The 14,951-nt window shown below is 70.8% G+C and carries 13 protein-coding genes; 5 read left to right on the top strand and 8 right to left on the bottom strand.

Annotated elements, in window-relative coordinates; translation table 11 throughout:
- Positions 1–71: 71 nt before the first annotated feature.
- Positions 72–2,576, bottom strand: coding sequence for an ABC transporter ATP-binding protein/permease (locus ACFXC1_RS14765; protein WP_381242662.1), 2,505 nt, complete (start codon positions 2,574–2,576; stop codon positions 72–74).
- A 246-nt stretch (positions 2,577–2,822) separates the two neighbouring features.
- Between ACFXC1_RS14765 and ACFXC1_RS14760 the strand changes: the two genes are divergently transcribed.
- Both ACFXC1_RS14760 and serB read left to right on the top strand, forming a co-directional pair.
- The gene (locus ACFXC1_RS14760) at positions 2,823–4,976 is read left to right on the top strand and encodes a streptophobe family protein (protein ID WP_381242660.1); all 2,154 of its coding nucleotides are present in this window, start codon (positions 2,823–2,825) and stop codon (positions 4,974–4,976) included.
- A gap of 294 nt (positions 4,977–5,270) precedes the next feature.
- The gene (gene serB, locus ACFXC1_RS14755) at positions 5,271–6,479 is read left to right on the top strand and encodes a phosphoserine phosphatase SerB (protein WP_381242659.1); all 1,209 of its coding nucleotides are present in this window, start codon (positions 5,271–5,273) and stop codon (positions 6,477–6,479) included.
- Positions 6,480–6,570: 91 nt separating this feature from the next.
- Here serB and ACFXC1_RS14750 read toward each other — a convergent pair whose 3' ends face one another.
- The 4 genes from ACFXC1_RS14750 to ACFXC1_RS14735 form a co-directional block, all read right to left on the bottom strand.
- Complete coding sequence (locus tag ACFXC1_RS14750; RefSeq protein ID WP_019067399.1) at positions 6,571–7,089, bottom strand: SixA phosphatase family protein; 519 nt, start codon at positions 7,087–7,089, stop codon at positions 6,571–6,573.
- 65 nt (positions 7,090–7,154) lie between these two features.
- Positions 7,155–7,361 (bottom strand): hypothetical protein, encoded by a 207-nt coding sequence (locus ACFXC1_RS14745; RefSeq protein ID WP_381242657.1) that lies wholly within the window; start codon positions 7,359–7,361, stop codon positions 7,155–7,157.
- Positions 7,362–7,531: 170 nt separating this feature from the next.
- Positions 7,532–7,648 (bottom strand): SGM_5486 family transporter-associated protein, encoded by a 117-nt coding sequence (locus ACFXC1_RS14740; protein ID WP_086021959.1) that lies wholly within the window; start codon positions 7,646–7,648, stop codon positions 7,532–7,534.
- Positions 7,649–7,696: 48 nt separating this feature from the next.
- Positions 7,697–9,022: a CynX/NimT family MFS transporter gene (locus ACFXC1_RS14735; protein WP_381242656.1), complete on the bottom strand. Its 1,326-nt coding sequence runs from the start codon at positions 9,020–9,022 to the stop codon at positions 7,697–7,699.
- A gap of 70 nt (positions 9,023–9,092) precedes the next feature.
- Between ACFXC1_RS14735 and ACFXC1_RS14730 the strand changes: the two genes are divergently transcribed.
- Positions 9,093–9,788 carry a FadR/GntR family transcriptional regulator gene (locus ACFXC1_RS14730; protein ID WP_381242654.1) on the top strand — a complete coding sequence of 232 codons (696 nt, stop codon included), beginning with the start codon at positions 9,093–9,095 and terminating at the stop codon, positions 9,786–9,788.
- On the opposite strand, the gene ACFXC1_RS14725 is transcribed toward ACFXC1_RS14730, so the two are convergent.
- The 3 genes from ACFXC1_RS14725 to fabG all read right to left on the bottom strand — a co-directional run bounded on the left by ACFXC1_RS14725 (position 9,763) and on the right by fabG (position 11,764).
- A complete protein-coding gene (locus ACFXC1_RS14725; RefSeq protein WP_381242653.1) occupies positions 9,763–10,119 on the bottom strand; it encodes a hypothetical protein in 357 nt (118 codons plus the stop codon). The two genes, ACFXC1_RS14730 and ACFXC1_RS14725, sit on opposite strands and share 26 nt — an antisense overlap.
- Positions 10,120–10,286: 167 nt before the next feature.
- The gene (gene fabI, locus ACFXC1_RS14720) at positions 10,287–11,054 is read right to left on the bottom strand and encodes an enoyl-ACP reductase FabI (RefSeq protein ID WP_124002436.1); all 768 of its coding nucleotides are present in this window, start codon (positions 11,052–11,054) and stop codon (positions 10,287–10,289) included.
- A 5-nt stretch (positions 11,055–11,059) separates the two neighbouring features.
- The gene (gene fabG, locus ACFXC1_RS14715; protein WP_381242651.1) at positions 11,060–11,764 is read right to left on the bottom strand and encodes a 3-oxoacyl-[acyl-carrier-protein] reductase; all 705 of its coding nucleotides are present in this window, start codon (positions 11,762–11,764) and stop codon (positions 11,060–11,062) included.
- A 241-nt stretch (positions 11,765–12,005) separates the two neighbouring features.
- Between fabG and ACFXC1_RS14710 the strand changes: the two genes are divergently transcribed.
- A complete protein-coding gene (locus ACFXC1_RS14710; RefSeq protein ID WP_200711692.1) occupies positions 12,006–13,529 on the top strand; it encodes a TldD/PmbA family protein in 1,524 nt (507 codons plus the stop codon).
- A complete protein-coding gene (locus ACFXC1_RS14705; RefSeq protein ID WP_381242650.1) occupies positions 13,526–14,920 on the top strand; it encodes a metallopeptidase TldD-related protein in 1,395 nt (464 codons plus the stop codon). The genes ACFXC1_RS14710 and ACFXC1_RS14705 overlap by 4 nt, the downstream gene beginning before the upstream one ends.
- The last annotated feature ends 31 nt before the right edge of the window (positions 14,921–14,951 follow it).

The following is a 14,951-nucleotide window of genomic DNA, read 5'->3' as shown; positions in this document are numbered from 1 at the left end:
GCGGCACCCGTGTGAGGGGCGCCGCCCTTCGGCGTCTGCTTTCCAAACCCAGGTGAGTTTGCTTTCCCGACTTACTTCCGCATGACCTCGGGCTCGTGGCGGCGCAGGAAGCGGGCCACGAAGATGCCGCAGATGATGCCGAGGGCGATCAGGGCGGCCATGTCCATGCCCCAGGCGCCGACGGTGTGCTCCCACAGCGGGTCGTTGCTGTCGCCCGGCTTGGGCGGGCTGATCTTGTTGAAGTCCAGCGTGGCGCCCGCGGCGCCGACCGCCCACCGCGAGGGCATCAGGTACGAGAACTGGTTGACGCCGATCGCGCCGTTCAGCGTGAACAGGCAGCCGGTGAACACGACCTGAATGATCGCGAACATCACCAGCAGCGGCATGGTCTTCTCGGCCGTCTTCACCAGCGAGGAGATGATCAGGCCGAACATCATCGCGGTGAAGCCGAGGCCCATGATCGGGATGCAGAGCTCGAACATGGTCTGGCTGCCGAGGACCAGGCCCTGCTTCGGGATCTCCCGGCTGGAGAAGCCGATGACACCGACCATCAGGCCCTGGAGCGCGGTGATCACGCCGAGCACGAACACCTTGGACATCAGGTACGCGGAACGGGACAGGCCCGTCGCGCGCTCCCGCTCGTAGATGACCCGTTCCTTGATCAGCTCACGGACGGAGTTGGCCGCGCCGGCGAAGCAGGCGCCGACCGCGAGGATCAGCAGGACGGTGGTGGCCGTGCCGTTCGGGATGATGGTGCCGTTCGCCCTGGCCGGGTTGGGCAGCAGGCTGTTGCCGGAGTCGATGAGCAGGCTCACCGCGCCCAGGACGCCCGGCAGGATCACCATCAGGGCCAGGAAGCCCTTGTCGGAGGCGATCACCGTGACGTAGCGGCGCACCAGGGTGACGAACTGCGACATCCAGCCCTGTGGCTTGGGCGGTTTCATGGCCTGCATCGGCGGCATCTGTACGGACTGCGGAGCAATCGCGTCGATGTCGGCGGCGTACATCTGGTAGTGCTGCGAGCCCTTCCAGCGGCCGGCCCAGTCGTAGTCGCGGTAGTTCTCGAAGGCGGAGAAGACGTCGGCCCAGGTGTCGTAGCCGAAGAAGTTCAGTGCCTCCTCGGGCGGGCCGAAGTAGGCGACGGAGCCGCCCGGAGCCATCACCAACAGCTTGTCGCAGATCGCCAGTTCGGCCACGGAGTGGGTGACGACGAGGACCGTGCGGCCGTCGTCGGCGAGGCCGCGCAGCAGCTGCATGACATCGCGGTCCATGCCCGGGTCGAGGCCCGAGGTGGGCTCGTCCAGGAAGATCAGCGAGGGCTTGGTGAGGAGTTCCAGGGCCACCGAGACGCGCTTGCGCTGGCCGCCGGAGAGGGAGGTGACCTTCTTCTCCTTGTGGATGTCCAGCTTCAGTTCGCGCAGCACCTCGTCGATGCGCTGGTCACGCTCCTGGGTGCTGGTGTCGGCCGGGAAGCGCAGCTTGGCCGCGTACTTGAGGGCCTTCTTGACGGTCAGTTCCTTGTGCAGGATGTCGTCCTGCGGGACCAGACCGATGCGCTGGCGCAGCTCGGCGAACTGCTTGTACAGGTTGCGGTTGTCGTAGAGGACGTCGCCCTGGTTGGCGGGCCGGTAGCCGGTGAGCGCCTTGAGCAGGGTCGACTTGCCGGAGCCGGACGGGCCGATGACCGCGATCAGCGACTTCTCCGGTACGCCGAAGGAGACGTCCTTGAGGATCTGCTTGCCGCCGTCGACCTCGACGGTCAAGTGCCGGGCGGAGAAGGAGACTTCACCGGTGTCGACGAACTCCTCGAGCCGGTCCCCGACCAGGCGGAACGTGGAGTGGCCGACGCCGACGATGTCGTTCGGGCCGAGCAGCGCCGAGCCGCCCTTGGTGATCGGCTGACCGTTGACGTACGTGCCGTTGTGCGAGCCGAGGTCGCGGATCTCGAAGCGGCCGTCGAGCGTCGCGTGGAACTCGGCGTGGTGGCGCGAGACCTGGAGGTCGGAGACCACCAGCTCGTTCTCCAGCGCACGGCCGATGCGCATCACACGGTCCAGCGAGAACTGGTGGAACGTGGTCGGACTGCGGTCGCCGTAGACCGGCGGCGCCCCCGCGCCGACACCGGGTCCCGGCTGCTGCGGAATGTTCGCGGCGGCCGACGGCTGGAAACGCTGCTGCTCAGGCGTCTGCTGCGGCGGCGCCTGCTGGGCCCAGCCGGGGCCCGCGCCCTGTGCCGCGTACGGCTGTTGCTGCGGCTGGGCCTGCGGGCTCGCCACCGAGGCGGCGGCGCCGGACAGGCTCAGCTGCGGGCCGTCGGTCGCGTTGCCCAGGTGCACGGACGAGCCGGGGCCGATCTCCATCTGATGGATGCGCTGCCCCTGCACGAACGTGCCGTTGGTGCTGCCGTGGTCGTCGATGACCCAACTCCGGCCGCTCCAGCTGATCGTGGCGTGCCGCCAGGAGACCCTGGCGTCGTCGACCACGACGTCCCCCTGCGGATCACGTCCGAGGGTGTAGGTCCTGGACGCGTCCAGCGTCCAGGTCCGTCCATTCAATTCCAGTACGAGTTCCGGCACTCCATGCCCCACTGAGTAGTCCCCCGAGTTACCCCCATCGCAGGGAGTCTAGGGATGTCGAACATCGTCGGGAACTATTTCAGGCTGCACCCCCTGACCGAAAGTCGGACCTTGTGAAGAGCACGCCGTCACGCGTTCGGCGGTTCCGTTGACGGGGTGGAAACCGACCCGGAGAGTGGTAATCCACGCGAGGGGGGACATGCGTGGTGTCCGCACCACGCCGTGCCGCGGATCGGGGGGTCTGCCATGAACTCAGCGACGAGCGTCAGGACGGCGCACTACGACACGAGGGTGCCCTGGGGTGACGTCCTGTTGTCCGCGATCGCCGCGGTGAGCTGGGCGTTGATAGGGATGGCCGGCACGGCGGCGCTCGGCCTGCACCTGCTGGGCGCCGACGCGACGGGCTCGCTCGGCCCGATGACCGCGGCGGTGGTGGCGCTCGGCGCGGGCGGTTCGGTCACCCCGACCGGCGACGTCTCCGCCTTCGGCCTGACCGGCGCCCAGGCGACCACGGCCGTCACGATCACGCCGTTGGGCGTGAGCCTGGTGGGAGCACTGCTTCTGTCGTACTTCTTCCTACGGTCCCTGCGGGCGGGCGCAGTTGTGATCGCACCGGCCGAACTCCTCGCGCGCGCGGGCTCGGTGATCGCGCTCTTCGTGGCGATGCTCGGCGGGCTGGCCTGGGCCGGGCACGACGTCATCACCATCGACGGCAGCAAACTGGGCCTCGACAACATCACGGGGGGCGGCGGCAGCGGCGGCGTGAACATCCCCGGTATCGGTGACATCGGTGGTCTGTTGCCCGGCAAGATCAGCGACCTGGTCAAGGCGAAGGCGGCGGTCGGCTTCACGGTCGACACGGCGCCGACCCTGCTGGGCGGTCTGGGCTGGGCGGCCGGCATCCTGCTCATCGCGCTGCTGGCGTCCCGTCGTACGCCCCTCCCCCGCGGCTGGGAGGCCGTCCACCGTGTCGTACGGCCGGCCGCGTCCGCGCTCGTCACGGTGCTGCTGGTCGCGGTGGCGGCGGGGCTCGCGGCGGCCGCGTACGCGGCGATCGGCGACGACCACCCGAAACGGATCGCGGGCGCCGCGCTGCTCGGCGCGCCCAACGGGGTCTGGCTCGGCATCCCGATCGGCCTCTTCGTCCCCTGGGACGGCAAGGCGACCGGCGAACTCGCCAAGCTTCTCCCCCATCCCCTCGACGACCTCCTGAGCGCGAAGTCCGACCAGCCGGTGACGCTGGGGCGACTGGCCGAACTGGACAGCCGCGTGTGGCTGTTGGGAGTCGCCGCGGCCCTGATGATGCTGCTGGCCGGCGTGCTCACCGCGGCACGGACACCTGTGGGCGCGAAGGGCGTCGGCGGGCCGGGGGCGCTCGGTTTCGCCGGGCGATGCGCCGTACGACTGGGGGTCGCGACCGCCCTGACGCTGCCGCTGCTGGCCTGGCTGACGGATGTGTCGGTGGACGCGTCGCTGTCGGTCCTGGGCTTCGACGCGTTCGGCGCCGGAATCGGGTTGCACGGACATCTGGGCATGGCGCTGCTGCTGGGCGCGGTGTGGGGCGCGGCTGCGGGAGGCGTCGGGGGGCTGCTCGCGTATGCGACGGGGGCGGCTGGACGGCGTGCCTCGCGGTTGGCACTGGGTGACTTGGGGGCGGCGGGGCCGGACACCGTGGCGCCGGGGTACGAAGGGCATCCGGAACACGCACAGCCTGCGGGGAGCACGGGACACGCAGGGCATCCGGAGACCAGCGGGCACTCGGGCCCCTACGTGCCGACCACGCCCTACCGCGCGCCCAACCCCGCCACCAACCCGTATCTCCAACTGCCCGACGAGCTACGGCAACCGGAGGGCGGCGGGCCGCCGGGGGGCGCGGGAGCGGGCGGGGCGCGGTCCGGCGCCGGGGCTCGGCCTCCCGGACCAGGATGGCCGCCGGACTCGGGTCCGTCGCAGGAGGGTGCGTGGCGGCCGGGCGGCGCACGGCCCGGCGCCGATGCTCCGCCTCCCGGACCGGAGTGGCCACCGGACTCGGGCCCGCCTCGGGAGGGTGCGTGGCCGCCGGATGCGCGGTCGCCGCGCGGAGGCGGTCGGCCGCCCGCCGGAGACTCGTGGTCGTCCGGTGCGCCGGGCGGCGCGGGGCAGCCCGGGGGCGTCCCGGCGGACGACGCCACTCGCCCCTACGGCGAACCCGTGCCCTACGGCGACCCGCAGCCGCCCGGCACCCCCTCGCCGCCCGTCGATATGTACGGTGCTCCGACCCAGTCCTACGAACCGCGCCCCCGGCCGCCCCGCCGTCGGCCCGGGACGCCTGCGCGGGACTGGCCGGGGGACGACTCGGACGACGGGCAGCAGCCTCCGCCACCACCGCCACCTCCGGGGAGGCCCAAGGGGCGCCGGTGATCCACTTCGGCGGCACCCGCCAGCCCTGTCCCTGGCCCCTGTCCCCCCGCGTCCGCCGTACCAGTCGCCGCCCCTGCCGCCCGACGCCCCGCCAACTCCCGATCGGCACCGCACCCCACCACGACCGTCTCGGCGCGTCTCCTGATCGTCCCCGAACCGGCTCGTGACCGCGCACCAGCGCCTTCGTGATCGCCCCGTAAGATTCCCGCCACCGATCCGACACCCACTGTTCCGTGTCCGCTGGGCGGACCTCTGCGGCATAAGGCACTCCGTGCCGGATACGGTGGGTACACCATGAGCGCTTCGCAGACCTCTGACGTCCCCACTCTCCTCGTCAAGATCTTCGGCAAGGACAGGCCGGGCATCACGGCCGGACTCTTCGACACCCTCGCCGCCTACTCCGTCGACGTGGTCGACATCGAGCAGGTCGTCACCCGTGGCCGGATGGTGCTGTGCGCGCTGGTGACGCCGCCGGCCGCCGGGCTCGAAGGGGATCTGCGGGCCACCGTGCACAGCTGGGCCGAGTCGATGAAGATGCAGGCGGAGATCATCTCCGGCCTCGGCGACAACCGGCCGCGCGGGCTCGGGCGTTCGCTAGTGACCGTGCTCGGCCACCCTCTCACCGCGGAGTCCACCGCCGCGATCGCCTCCCGCATCACCAAGGCCGGCGGCAACATCGACCGTATCTTCCGGCTCGCCAAGTACCCCGTGACAGCGGTCGAGTTCGCGGTGTCCGGGGTGGAGACCGAGCCCCTGCGCACCGCCCTCGCCACCCACGCGGCGGCGCTCGGCGTCGATGTCGCCGTCGTGGCGGCGGGGCTGCACCGGCGGGCCCAGCGGCTCGTCGTCATGGACGTCGACTCCACGCTCATCCAGGACGAGGTCATCGAGCTGTTCGCCGCGCACGCCGGCTGCGAGGACGAGGTCGCCGAGGTGACCGCCGCCGCGATGCGCGGGGAACTGGACTTCGAGCAGTCGCTGCACGCGCGCGTGGCACTGCTGGCAGGGCTGGACGCCTCGGTCGTGGACAAGGTGCGCAGCGAGGTGCGGCTGACGCCCGGCGCCCGCACCCTGATCCGTACGCTCAAGCGGCTCGGCTATCAAGTCGGCGTCGTGTCGGGCGGGTTCACCCAGGTCACCGACGACCTCAAGGACCGGCTCGGGCTCGACTTCGCCCAGGCCAACACCCTGGAGATCGTCGACGGCAAGCTGACCGGCAAGGTCACCGGCGAGATCGTCGACCGCGCGGGCAAGGCGCGGCTGCTGCGCCGCTTCGCCGCCGAGGCGGGCGTACCGCTCGCGCAGACCGTGGCGATCGGCGACGGCGCCAACGACCTGGACATGCTCAACGCGGCCGGTCTCGGCGTCGCCTTCAACGCGAAGCCTGTCGTACGGGAGGCCGCGCACACGGCGGTGAACGTGCCGTTCCTCGACACCGTGCTGTATCTGCTGGGCGTCACTCGCGAAGAGGTCGAGGCGGCGGACACGCACGACGAGGACTGACCCCCGGATACTTCAGGACCTTCAGGGGCCCGGCACCGCTCGGTGCCGGGCCCCTTGTCGTGCGGGTCTGCGGGACTGCGGATCTACGGGTCTACTCGGACGGCGCCCAGTAGTCGGTCAGTGTGGCCACGCCCGGCTCCAGTGACTTCCAGGAGCCGTCGAAGGTCAGCACCGCGAACGCGGCGGTCGAGAAGCCGCGACGGGTCAGCCGCTCGCGGGCTTCGCCGGTGTCCGGTCCGGAGAGGATCTCGGTGAGGCCCTGGACGCCCGGGTTGTGGCCGATGAGGATCAGGTTCCGCGAGTCGTCGGGCGTCTCGTTCAGTACGGCGATCAGCTCGCCGGGCGAGGCCTCGTAGAGCCGCTCCTCGTAGACGGTTTTCGGCCGGTGCGCGAGCTCGTGGACGGCCAGCTTCCAGGTCTCCCGGGTGCGGGTCGCGGTGGAGCAGAGGGCCAGATCGAAGGGGATGCCGGTGTCGGCCAGTCTGCTTCCGGCGGTGGCCGCGTCCAGGCGGCCCCGCTCGGCGAGCGGCCGCTCGTGGTCGGTCACCTCGGGCCAGTCGGCCTTCGCATGCCGGAAGAGGACAATCCTGCGGGGTTCTGCGACGCTCATAGGATCCAGCTTCGCATGAAACAGGCCACGGGGCGCAGGGAGTTGACGGGCGGCTTCGCCCGTGCTCAGCGGGCTATGAGCTGCTGCGCGCGCTCGAAGAGGTGGGTGATCATCGGGTCCGAGGCCGCCGCTTGCGCGTCCGTCGGGTTGAGCATCATCACGAGCAGCACGCCAAAGGCGAGCGCCGGGAGGGCGAGGGCCCACCACGGCAGCCTGATGTCGACGCCGCCCGTGGTCGCCGGGTGGGGCCGGGTGTGCGTTGGGGCCGACATGAGTGCCTCCGCTGGTCTCCGAGTGGTCCGCGATCCGCTTCCCGCGGTCACACTTCGAAGTTACGGAACGCGCGGCCCTCAACCCATCCGGAGATCCACCCACTTGACCCTGAGCCTCACCCCCTAGGGGATGGTGGGGAGAACCCCACCATCGACTCAGACGCGTGTGGTCACGGGGACGCGATCGTCGCGATGATGGCGATGACGATGAAGATGGCGAAGAACGAGCCGAAGACGAGCAGCATCTTCCGCTGGCCGTTCTGGGGGTTCGGGTCGAGCACTGGCATACGTCCAGTCTCGCACCCTTGGTCCGCGCCGGATTCGCCGGGGTGAGGTCAGCGGGCCGCCTCGTCCTCCACCGTACGGTCGCGTCCCGCGAGGACGCCCACGGCCATCTGCGGGATCATCAGGCCGGCCATGAGGGCGATCGGCAGGCCCCAGCCGCCGCTGTGCTGGTAGAGCACGCCGACCAGGAGCGGCCCCGGGATGGAGATGAGATAGCCGGCGCTCTGCGCGAAGGCGGACAGCTGGGCGACGCCCGCACCGGTCCTGGCCCGCATGCCGACCATCGTCAGGGCCAGCGGGAAGGCGCAGTTGGCGACACCGAGCAGCAGTGCCCAGGCCCAGGCTCCGCCGGCCGGCGCGAAGTACAGGCCCGCGTATCCGGCGAGGCCGCAGACGCCGAGCACGACGACGACCGGCCCCTGGTGGGGCAGCCGGGTGGCCACGCGCGGGATGACGAAGGCCAATGGCACGCCCATCGCCATCGTGACGGCCAGCAACAGCCCGGCCGTGCCGGCGGAGACCCCCGCGTCCCGGAAGATCTGCGCCATCCAGCCCATCGTGATGTACGCGGCGGTGGCCTGGAGCCCGAAGAACACGGCGAGCGCCCAGGCGGTACGGCTGCGGGTGATCCGCAGTTCGGGCCGCGCCCGCTCGGTCTCCCGCTGTTCGGTCTCCCGCGCGCGGGAGGGCCGTTCCGCGGGTGTCTCCCGGTGTCGTACGAGAGCGATCCACGGGAGTACGGCGGCTGCGGCCAGCCCCGCCCACGCGGCGAGGCCGGTGCGCCAACTGCCGCCCAGGGACTCGGTCATGGGCACGGTGACCGCGGCCGCGGCGGCGGTACCGAGGGCGAGAGCCATCGAGTACAGGCCGGTCATGGAGCCGACCCGGTCGGGGAACCAGCGCTTGACGATCACCGGCATCAGGACGTTGCTGACCGCGATGCCCATGAGCGCGAGCGCGCTGCCGGCCAGGAAGCCCGCCGTACCGCCGGCGTAGGGCCGTATGAGCAGGCCCGCGGTGATGGCGAGCAGGCCGGCGCAGACCACCGCGCTCGGGCCGAAGCGGCGGGCGAGGCGCGGGGCCATGACGCCGAAGGCGGCGAAGCACAGCGGGGGCACGGATGTGAGCAGTCCGGCGACGCTGCCGCTCATGCCGAGGCCGTCGCGGACCTCTTCGAGGAGGGCGCCCTGGCTGGTGATGGCGGGGCGGAGGTTCAGTGCGGCGAGCACGATGCCGACGACGACCAGACGCGTCGTCCACGCGCGCGTGGACGGTCCTGTGCTCGGTACCGCGGAGTCGCTCGCGGTCGGGCCGCCGATGTTCGTCGTCGTGGACTTCAGTGTCCGGGTTTCCTCGCTCGCCATGCCGTCCATCATAGAATCATGGGATGATTGGTTGTCCATCCCCGGGCGGCCCGCTTCCGCCCCGCACATGCGAAGGTGTGCCATGCCCCTGAGCCACCCCCGTCGTTCGGCACTGTCCGAGCAGGTCATCGCCGCGCTGCGGAACGAGATCACCTCGGGCGAGTGGCCGGTCGGCTCCCGGATCCCGACCGAGCCGGAGCTGGTCGAGCAGCTCGGGGTCGCCCGGAACACGGTCCGCGAGGCCGTCCGCGCGCTCGCGCACAACGGTCTGCTGGACATCCGCCAGGGCTCCGGCACCTACGTCGTCGCGACCAGCGAGCTGGCCGGCGTGATGCACCGCCGGTTCGCGGACGCCGATCCCCGGCACATCGCCGAACTGCGCTCCACCCTGGAGTCGGCGGCGGCGCAGCTGGCGGCCGGGCGGCGCACCGAGAAGGACCTCAAGCAGCTGGACGCCCTGCTCGTACGGCGTGAGGAGGCGTGGGCGTCGGGGGACGCGGAGGACTTCGTGACGGCCGACACGACCCTGCACATGGCCGTGGTGGCCGCCTCGCACAACGACGTCATGACGGCGATGTACGCCGACCTCGGCGAGGTGCTGCGGGACTGGCTGCGCGCGGACGTCGGCGAGGAGCTGACTCCGGAGTCGTACATGGACCACACGCGGCTCGTGGACGCGATCCGCGCGGGTGACGCGCAGGGGGCCGCCGCGGAGGCCGCGGGCTATCCGTTCCTGTGCCGCCCGGGGCGCCTCAGCGGGCCCGCTTCTGGTGGCTGACCCACACCGCGCGGACGTCCTCCCAGCAGCGGCCTGCCAGCCGTACGGTCTGCGCCGGGCCTGCGTCGATCCCGGTGCCGTCGCTGTCGATGTCCCACCAGCGGTCGCACTCGATGTGCAGGCTGACGCGGTCGGTCAGGGGGTACGGGTTGTGGCAGTACGCGATCACGTGCGAGCCGTGGACGGTGGTACGGCACGCTGCGCCGAACAGCTGGGGGGCGGCGGCCGGTTTTCGTGCCTCCACGCGCGCGTGGGGCATCGCCTCGTACGCCAGGGAGATGACGAGCGCGATGGCGGCGGTCACTGAGGCCAGGCTGCGGGACAGGCGCACAAGGGGAACCTCCTCGGTGGTGCTGGGGAGGGAATTGCGTGGTGAACGCGTAATCCAGGGTGCGCAGTTGTGTGCCGTCCCCGCCCGGCCGGAGGGGCCGAACGGGTGACACGGTGAGGGCCCGCACCTTTGCGGTGCGGGCCCTCATGCACAGTGCGGCGGCAGCGTCACGCACCGATGGCGTGCAGGCCGCCGTCGACGTGGACGATCTCGCCGGTGGTCTTCGGGAACCAGTCGCTCAGCAGGGCGACGATGGCCTTGCCGGCCGGCTCCGGGTCGTTGAGGTCCCACTCCAGGGGGGAGCGGTTGTCCCATACGGAGGCCAGCTCGCTGAAACCCGGGATGGACTTGGCGGCCATCGAGCCGAGCGGGCCCGCCGAGACGAGGTTGCAGCGGATGTTCTGCTTGCCCAGGTCGCGGGCGAGGTAGCGGCTGGTGGCCTCCAGGGCGGCCTTGGCCGGGCCCATCCAGTCGTACTGCGGCCACGCGAAGGACGCGTCGAAGGTGAGGCCGACGACCGAGCCGCCGTTCTGCATCAGCGGCAGGCACGCCATGGTCAGCGACTTCAGGGAGAACGCCGAGACGTGCATGGCCGTGGCGACCGACTCGAACGGCGTGTTGAGGAAGTTGCCGCCGAGCGCGTCCGGCGGCGCGAACCCGATGGAGTGCACGACGCCGTCCAGGCCGCCCAGTTCCTCGCCCACGACGTCGGCGAGACGCGCCAGGTGCTCGTCGTTGGTGACGTCCAGCTCGATGACCTTGGTGGGCTTGGGGAGCTTCTTGGCGATGCGCTCGGTCAGCGTGGGCCGCGGGAACGCGGTCAGGATGATCTCCGCGCCCTGCTCCTGGGCCTGCTTGGCGGCGTGGAAGGCGATGGAGGACTCCAGCAGCACACCGGAGATCAGGACGCGCTTGCCCTCGAGAATTCCGCTCATGGTGATCAGTGACCCATTCCCAGTCCGCCGTCAACAGGGATGACGGCTCCAGTGATGTACGAGGCGTCGTCCGAGGCGAGGAACCGCACCGTCGCGGCGACCTCCTCGGGCTGCGCGTAACGGCCGAGCGGCACCTGCTTCACGATGTTCTCGCGCTGCTCGTCGCTGAGCACCTTGGTCATGTCGGTGTCGACGAAGCCGGGCGCGACGACATTGAAGGTGATGTTGCGCGAGCCCAGCTCACGGGCGAGCGACCGCGCGAAGCCGACCAGGGCGGCCTTGGAGGCGGCGTAGTTGGCCTGGCCGGGGCCGCCCATGAGGCCGACCACCGACGAGATCAGGATGACGCGGCCCTTCTTGGCGCGCAGCATGGCGCGGTTGGCGCGCTTGACGACGCGGAAGGTGCCGGTGAGGTTGGTGTCGATGACCGAGGTGAAGTCGTCCTCGGACATGCGCATCAGGAGCTGGTCCTTGGTGACGCCGGCGTTGGCGATCAGGACCTCGACGGGGCCGTGCTCGGCCTCGATCTCCTTGTAGGCCTGCTCCACCTGCTCGGTGTCGGTGATGTCGCACTTCACGGCGAGGAAGCCGGCCGGCGGCTCACCCGAGCGGTACGTGATCGCGACCTTGTCGCCGGCGTCGGCGAACGCACGGGCGATGGCGAGGCCGATGCCCCGGTTGCCTCCGGTGACGAGAACCGAGCGGCTCAACGGATCACCCTTTCGATAGCGGTCCTGCGCGCCTGCCCGGTACTCCCTGGTTGACAGACGGCCTTGTCGAAAACCTATCGGTCGGCCCGCGCCACGGGACAATCGGGCACCGACAGTGGCTTGGGGGACTCGCTGTCGGGTCTCTACAGAAAGAGCCGACTCCGCGCGGAAACGTGTGGTCCCCGCACCTGTCCGCGCGACATGATCGGACTCCACAGGCCACGACAGCAGGGAGACCTCCGTGCCCCATTCCATCGACGAAGCCTTCACGGCGCTTCCCCTACGCGCCCTCGCCGACGCCGCGCTCGCACGCGCGCGTGCGCTCGGGGCCGAGCACGCGGACTTCCGGTTCGAGCGGGTGCGCAGCGCGTCCTGGCGGCTGCGGGACGCCCGTCCGGCCGGTACGTCGGACACCACCGACCTCGGGTACGCGGTGCGGGTCGTGCACGGCGGCACCTGGGGCTTCGCGTCGGGCGTGGACCTGAGCCTGGACGCCGCCGCGAAGGTCGCCTCGCAGGCGGTGGCGATGGCGAAACTCTCCGCCCAGGTGATCAAGGCGGCCGGGTCGGACGAGCGCGTCGAGCTGGCCGCCGAGCCCGTGCACGAGGAGCGGACGTGGATCTCGTCCTACGAGATCGATCCGTTCTCCGTGCCCGACGAGGAGAAGGCGGGGCTGCTGGCGGACTGGAGCGCCCGGCTGCTCGCGGCGGACGGCGTCAACCACGTGGACGCCTCGCTGCTCACCGTGCACGAGAACAAGTTCTACGCCGACACCGCGGGGACGGTGACCACCCAGCAGCGCGTCCGGCTGCACCCGCAGCTGAACGCGGTGTCGGTCGACGAGTCGAGCGGCGAGTTCGACTCGATGCGCACGATCGCGCCGCCCGTGGGCCGCGGCTGGGAGTACCTCACGGGCACCGGCTGGGACTGGGACGAGGAGCTGGCACGGATCCCCGAGCTGCTCGCCGAGAAGATGCGCGCGCCGAGCGTCGAGGCGGGCCTGTACGACCTCGTCGTGGACCCGTCCAACCTCTGGCTGACGATCCACGAGTCCATCGGCCACGCCACCGAACTGGACCGCGCGCTCGGCTACGAGGCCGCCTACGCCGGCACCTCCTTCGCCACCTTCGACAAGCTCGGCAAGCTCAAGTACGGCTCCGAGCGCATGAACGTCACCGGGGACCGCACCGCCGAGCACGGCCTCGCGACCATCGGCTACGACGACGAGGGCGTCGAGGGCCAGTCCTGGGACCTCGTCAAGGACGGCACCCTGGTCGGCTACCAACTCGACCGCCGCATCGCCAAGTTGACCGGCTTCGACCGCTCGAACGGCTGTGCCTACGCCGACTCCCCCGGCCATGTGCCGGTCCAGCGCATGGCCAATGTGTCGCTCCAGCCGGATCCGGCCGGGCTGTCCACGGAGGATCTGATCGGTGGGGTCGACCGCGGGATCTACGTGGTCGGCGACCGGTCGTGGTCGATCGACATGCAGCGCTACAACTTCCAGTTCACCGGCCAGCGGTTCTTCAAGATCGAGAACGGGCGGATCACCGGGCAGCTGCGGGACGTCGCGTACCAGGCGACGACCACCGACTTCTGGGGTTCCATGGCGGCCGTCGGCGGTCCGGGGACCTACGTCCTGGGCGGCGCCTTCAACTGCGGCAAGGCCCAGCCGGGCCAGGTGGCGGCGGTCTCGCACGGCTGCCCGTCGGCCCTCTTCACGGGCGTCAACATCCTCAACACCACGCAGGAGGCCGGTCGATGAGTCCTCGTACGAACAAGCCGCACGAGATCGTCGAGCGCGCCCTCGAACTGTCCCGGGCCGACGGCTGTGTCGTCATCGCCGACGAGCACTCGACCGCCAACCTCCGCTGGGCGGGCAACGCGCTGACCACGAACGGCGTCACGCGCGGGCGCACGCTCACCGTCATCGCGACCGTCGACGGCAAGGAGGGCACGGCCTCGGGGGTCGTGTCCCGGTCCGCCGTCACCCCGGAGGAGCTGGAGCCGCTCGTACGGGCCGCCGAGGCGGCCGCGCGCGGGGCCGAGCCCGCCGAGGACGCGCAGCCGCTCGTCACGGGCGTGGCCGCGTCGCCCGACTTCACGGACGGGCCCGCCGAGACCTCGTCCGCGGTGTTCACCGACTTCGCCCCGGCGCTCGGCGAATCGTTCGCACGCGCGCGTGCGGGCGGTCGCGAGCTGTACGGCTTCGCCAACCACGAGCTGGTCACCAGCTACCTCGGTACGTCGACGGGGCTGCGCCTGCGCCATGACCAGCCCAACGGGACGCTGGAGCTGAACGCCAAGTCCCCGGACCGTACGCGCTCGGCCTGGGCCGGCCGCTCCACCCGGGACTTCAAAGACGTGGACCCGGCGGCCCTGGACGCCGAGTTGGCCGTACGACTGGGCTGGGCCGAGCGGAAGATCGAGCTGCCCGCCGGGCGGTACGAGACGCTGCTGCCGCCGACCGCGGTCGCGGACCTGTTGATCTACCAGATGTGGTCGGCGTCGGGGCGGGACGCGGTCGAGGGGCGCACGGTGTTCTCCAAGCCGGGCGGTGGCACCCGCGTCGGCGAGAGGCTCACCGAGCTGCCGCTGACGCTGCGCAGCGACCCGAACGAGCCGGGCCTGGAGTCCGCGCCGTTCGTGCTCGCGCACACCTCCGGGGGCGACCAGTCGGTGTTCGACAACGGGCTGCCCCTGACGGCGACCAACTGGGTGCGGGAGGGCGAGCTGCAGCACCTGTTGACGAGTCGGCACAGCGCGGGCCTGACCGGGCTGCCGGTGGCGCCGTCGATCGACAACCTGATCCTCAGCGGGGGCGAGGACCGCTCCCTGGAGGAGATGGTCGCGAACACCGCGCGCGGGCTGCTGCTCACCTGCCTCTGGTACATCCGCGAGGTCGACCCGGCAACCCTGTTGCTCACCGGGCTCACCCGGGACGGCGTCTACCTCGTCGAGAACGGCGAGGTGGCGGGCGAGGTGAACAACTTCCGGTTCAACGAGTCTCCGGTGGATCTGCTCGGGCGGGCGATCGAGGCGGGGCGGACGGAAAAGACGCTGCCGAGGGAATGGAGCGACTGGTTCACTAGGGCTGCGATGCCCGCGCTGCGGGTGCCGGACTTCAATATGAGCTCTGTCAGTCAGGGCGTATAACCTCGTACCTGATCCACGAGACCATCCCAAG

It is taken from the genome of Streptomyces hokutonensis (genome assembly GCF_042751305.1).
Lineage (GTDB): Bacteria > Actinomycetota > Actinomycetes > Streptomycetales > Streptomycetaceae > Streptomyces > Streptomyces hokutonensis_A.
The sequence above is the reverse complement of the archived record's forward strand: the minus strand, read 5'-3'. Positions and strand labels throughout refer to the sequence as shown.

What these genes read in the sequence shown, in the direction of transcription:
- fabI (WP_124002436.1), bottom strand. Translation starts at nt 11,054, where the DNA reads ATGAGCGGAATTCTCGAGGGCAAGCGCGTCCTGATCTCCGGTGTGCTG.
- ACFXC1_RS14740 (WP_086021959.1), bottom strand. Translation starts at nt 7,648, where the DNA reads ATGCCAGTGCTCGACCCGAACCCCCAGAACGGCCAGCGGAAGATGCTG.
- ACFXC1_RS14705 (WP_381242650.1), top strand. Translation starts at nt 13,526, where the DNA reads ATGAGTCCTCGTACGAACAAGCCGCACGAGATCGTCGAGCGCGCCCTC.
- ACFXC1_RS14750 (WP_019067399.1), bottom strand. Translation starts at nt 7,089, where the DNA reads ATGAGCGTCGCAGAACCCCGCAGGATTGTCCTCTTCCGGCATGCGAAG.
- ACFXC1_RS14730 (WP_381242654.1), top strand. Translation starts at nt 9,093, where the DNA reads ATGCCCCTGAGCCACCCCCGTCGTTCGGCACTGTCCGAGCAGGTCATC.
- ACFXC1_RS14745 (WP_381242657.1), bottom strand. Translation starts at nt 7,361, where the DNA reads ATGTCGGCCCCAACGCACACCCGGCCCCACCCGGCGACCACGGGCGGC.
- serB (WP_381242659.1), top strand. Translation starts at nt 5,271, where the DNA reads ATGAGCGCTTCGCAGACCTCTGACGTCCCCACTCTCCTCGTCAAGATC.
- ACFXC1_RS14735 (WP_381242656.1), bottom strand. Translation starts at nt 9,022, where the DNA reads ATGATGGACGGCATGGCGAGCGAGGAAACCCGGACACTGAAGTCCACG.
- ACFXC1_RS14760 (WP_381242660.1), top strand. Translation starts at nt 2,823, where the DNA reads ATGAACTCAGCGACGAGCGTCAGGACGGCGCACTACGACACGAGGGTG.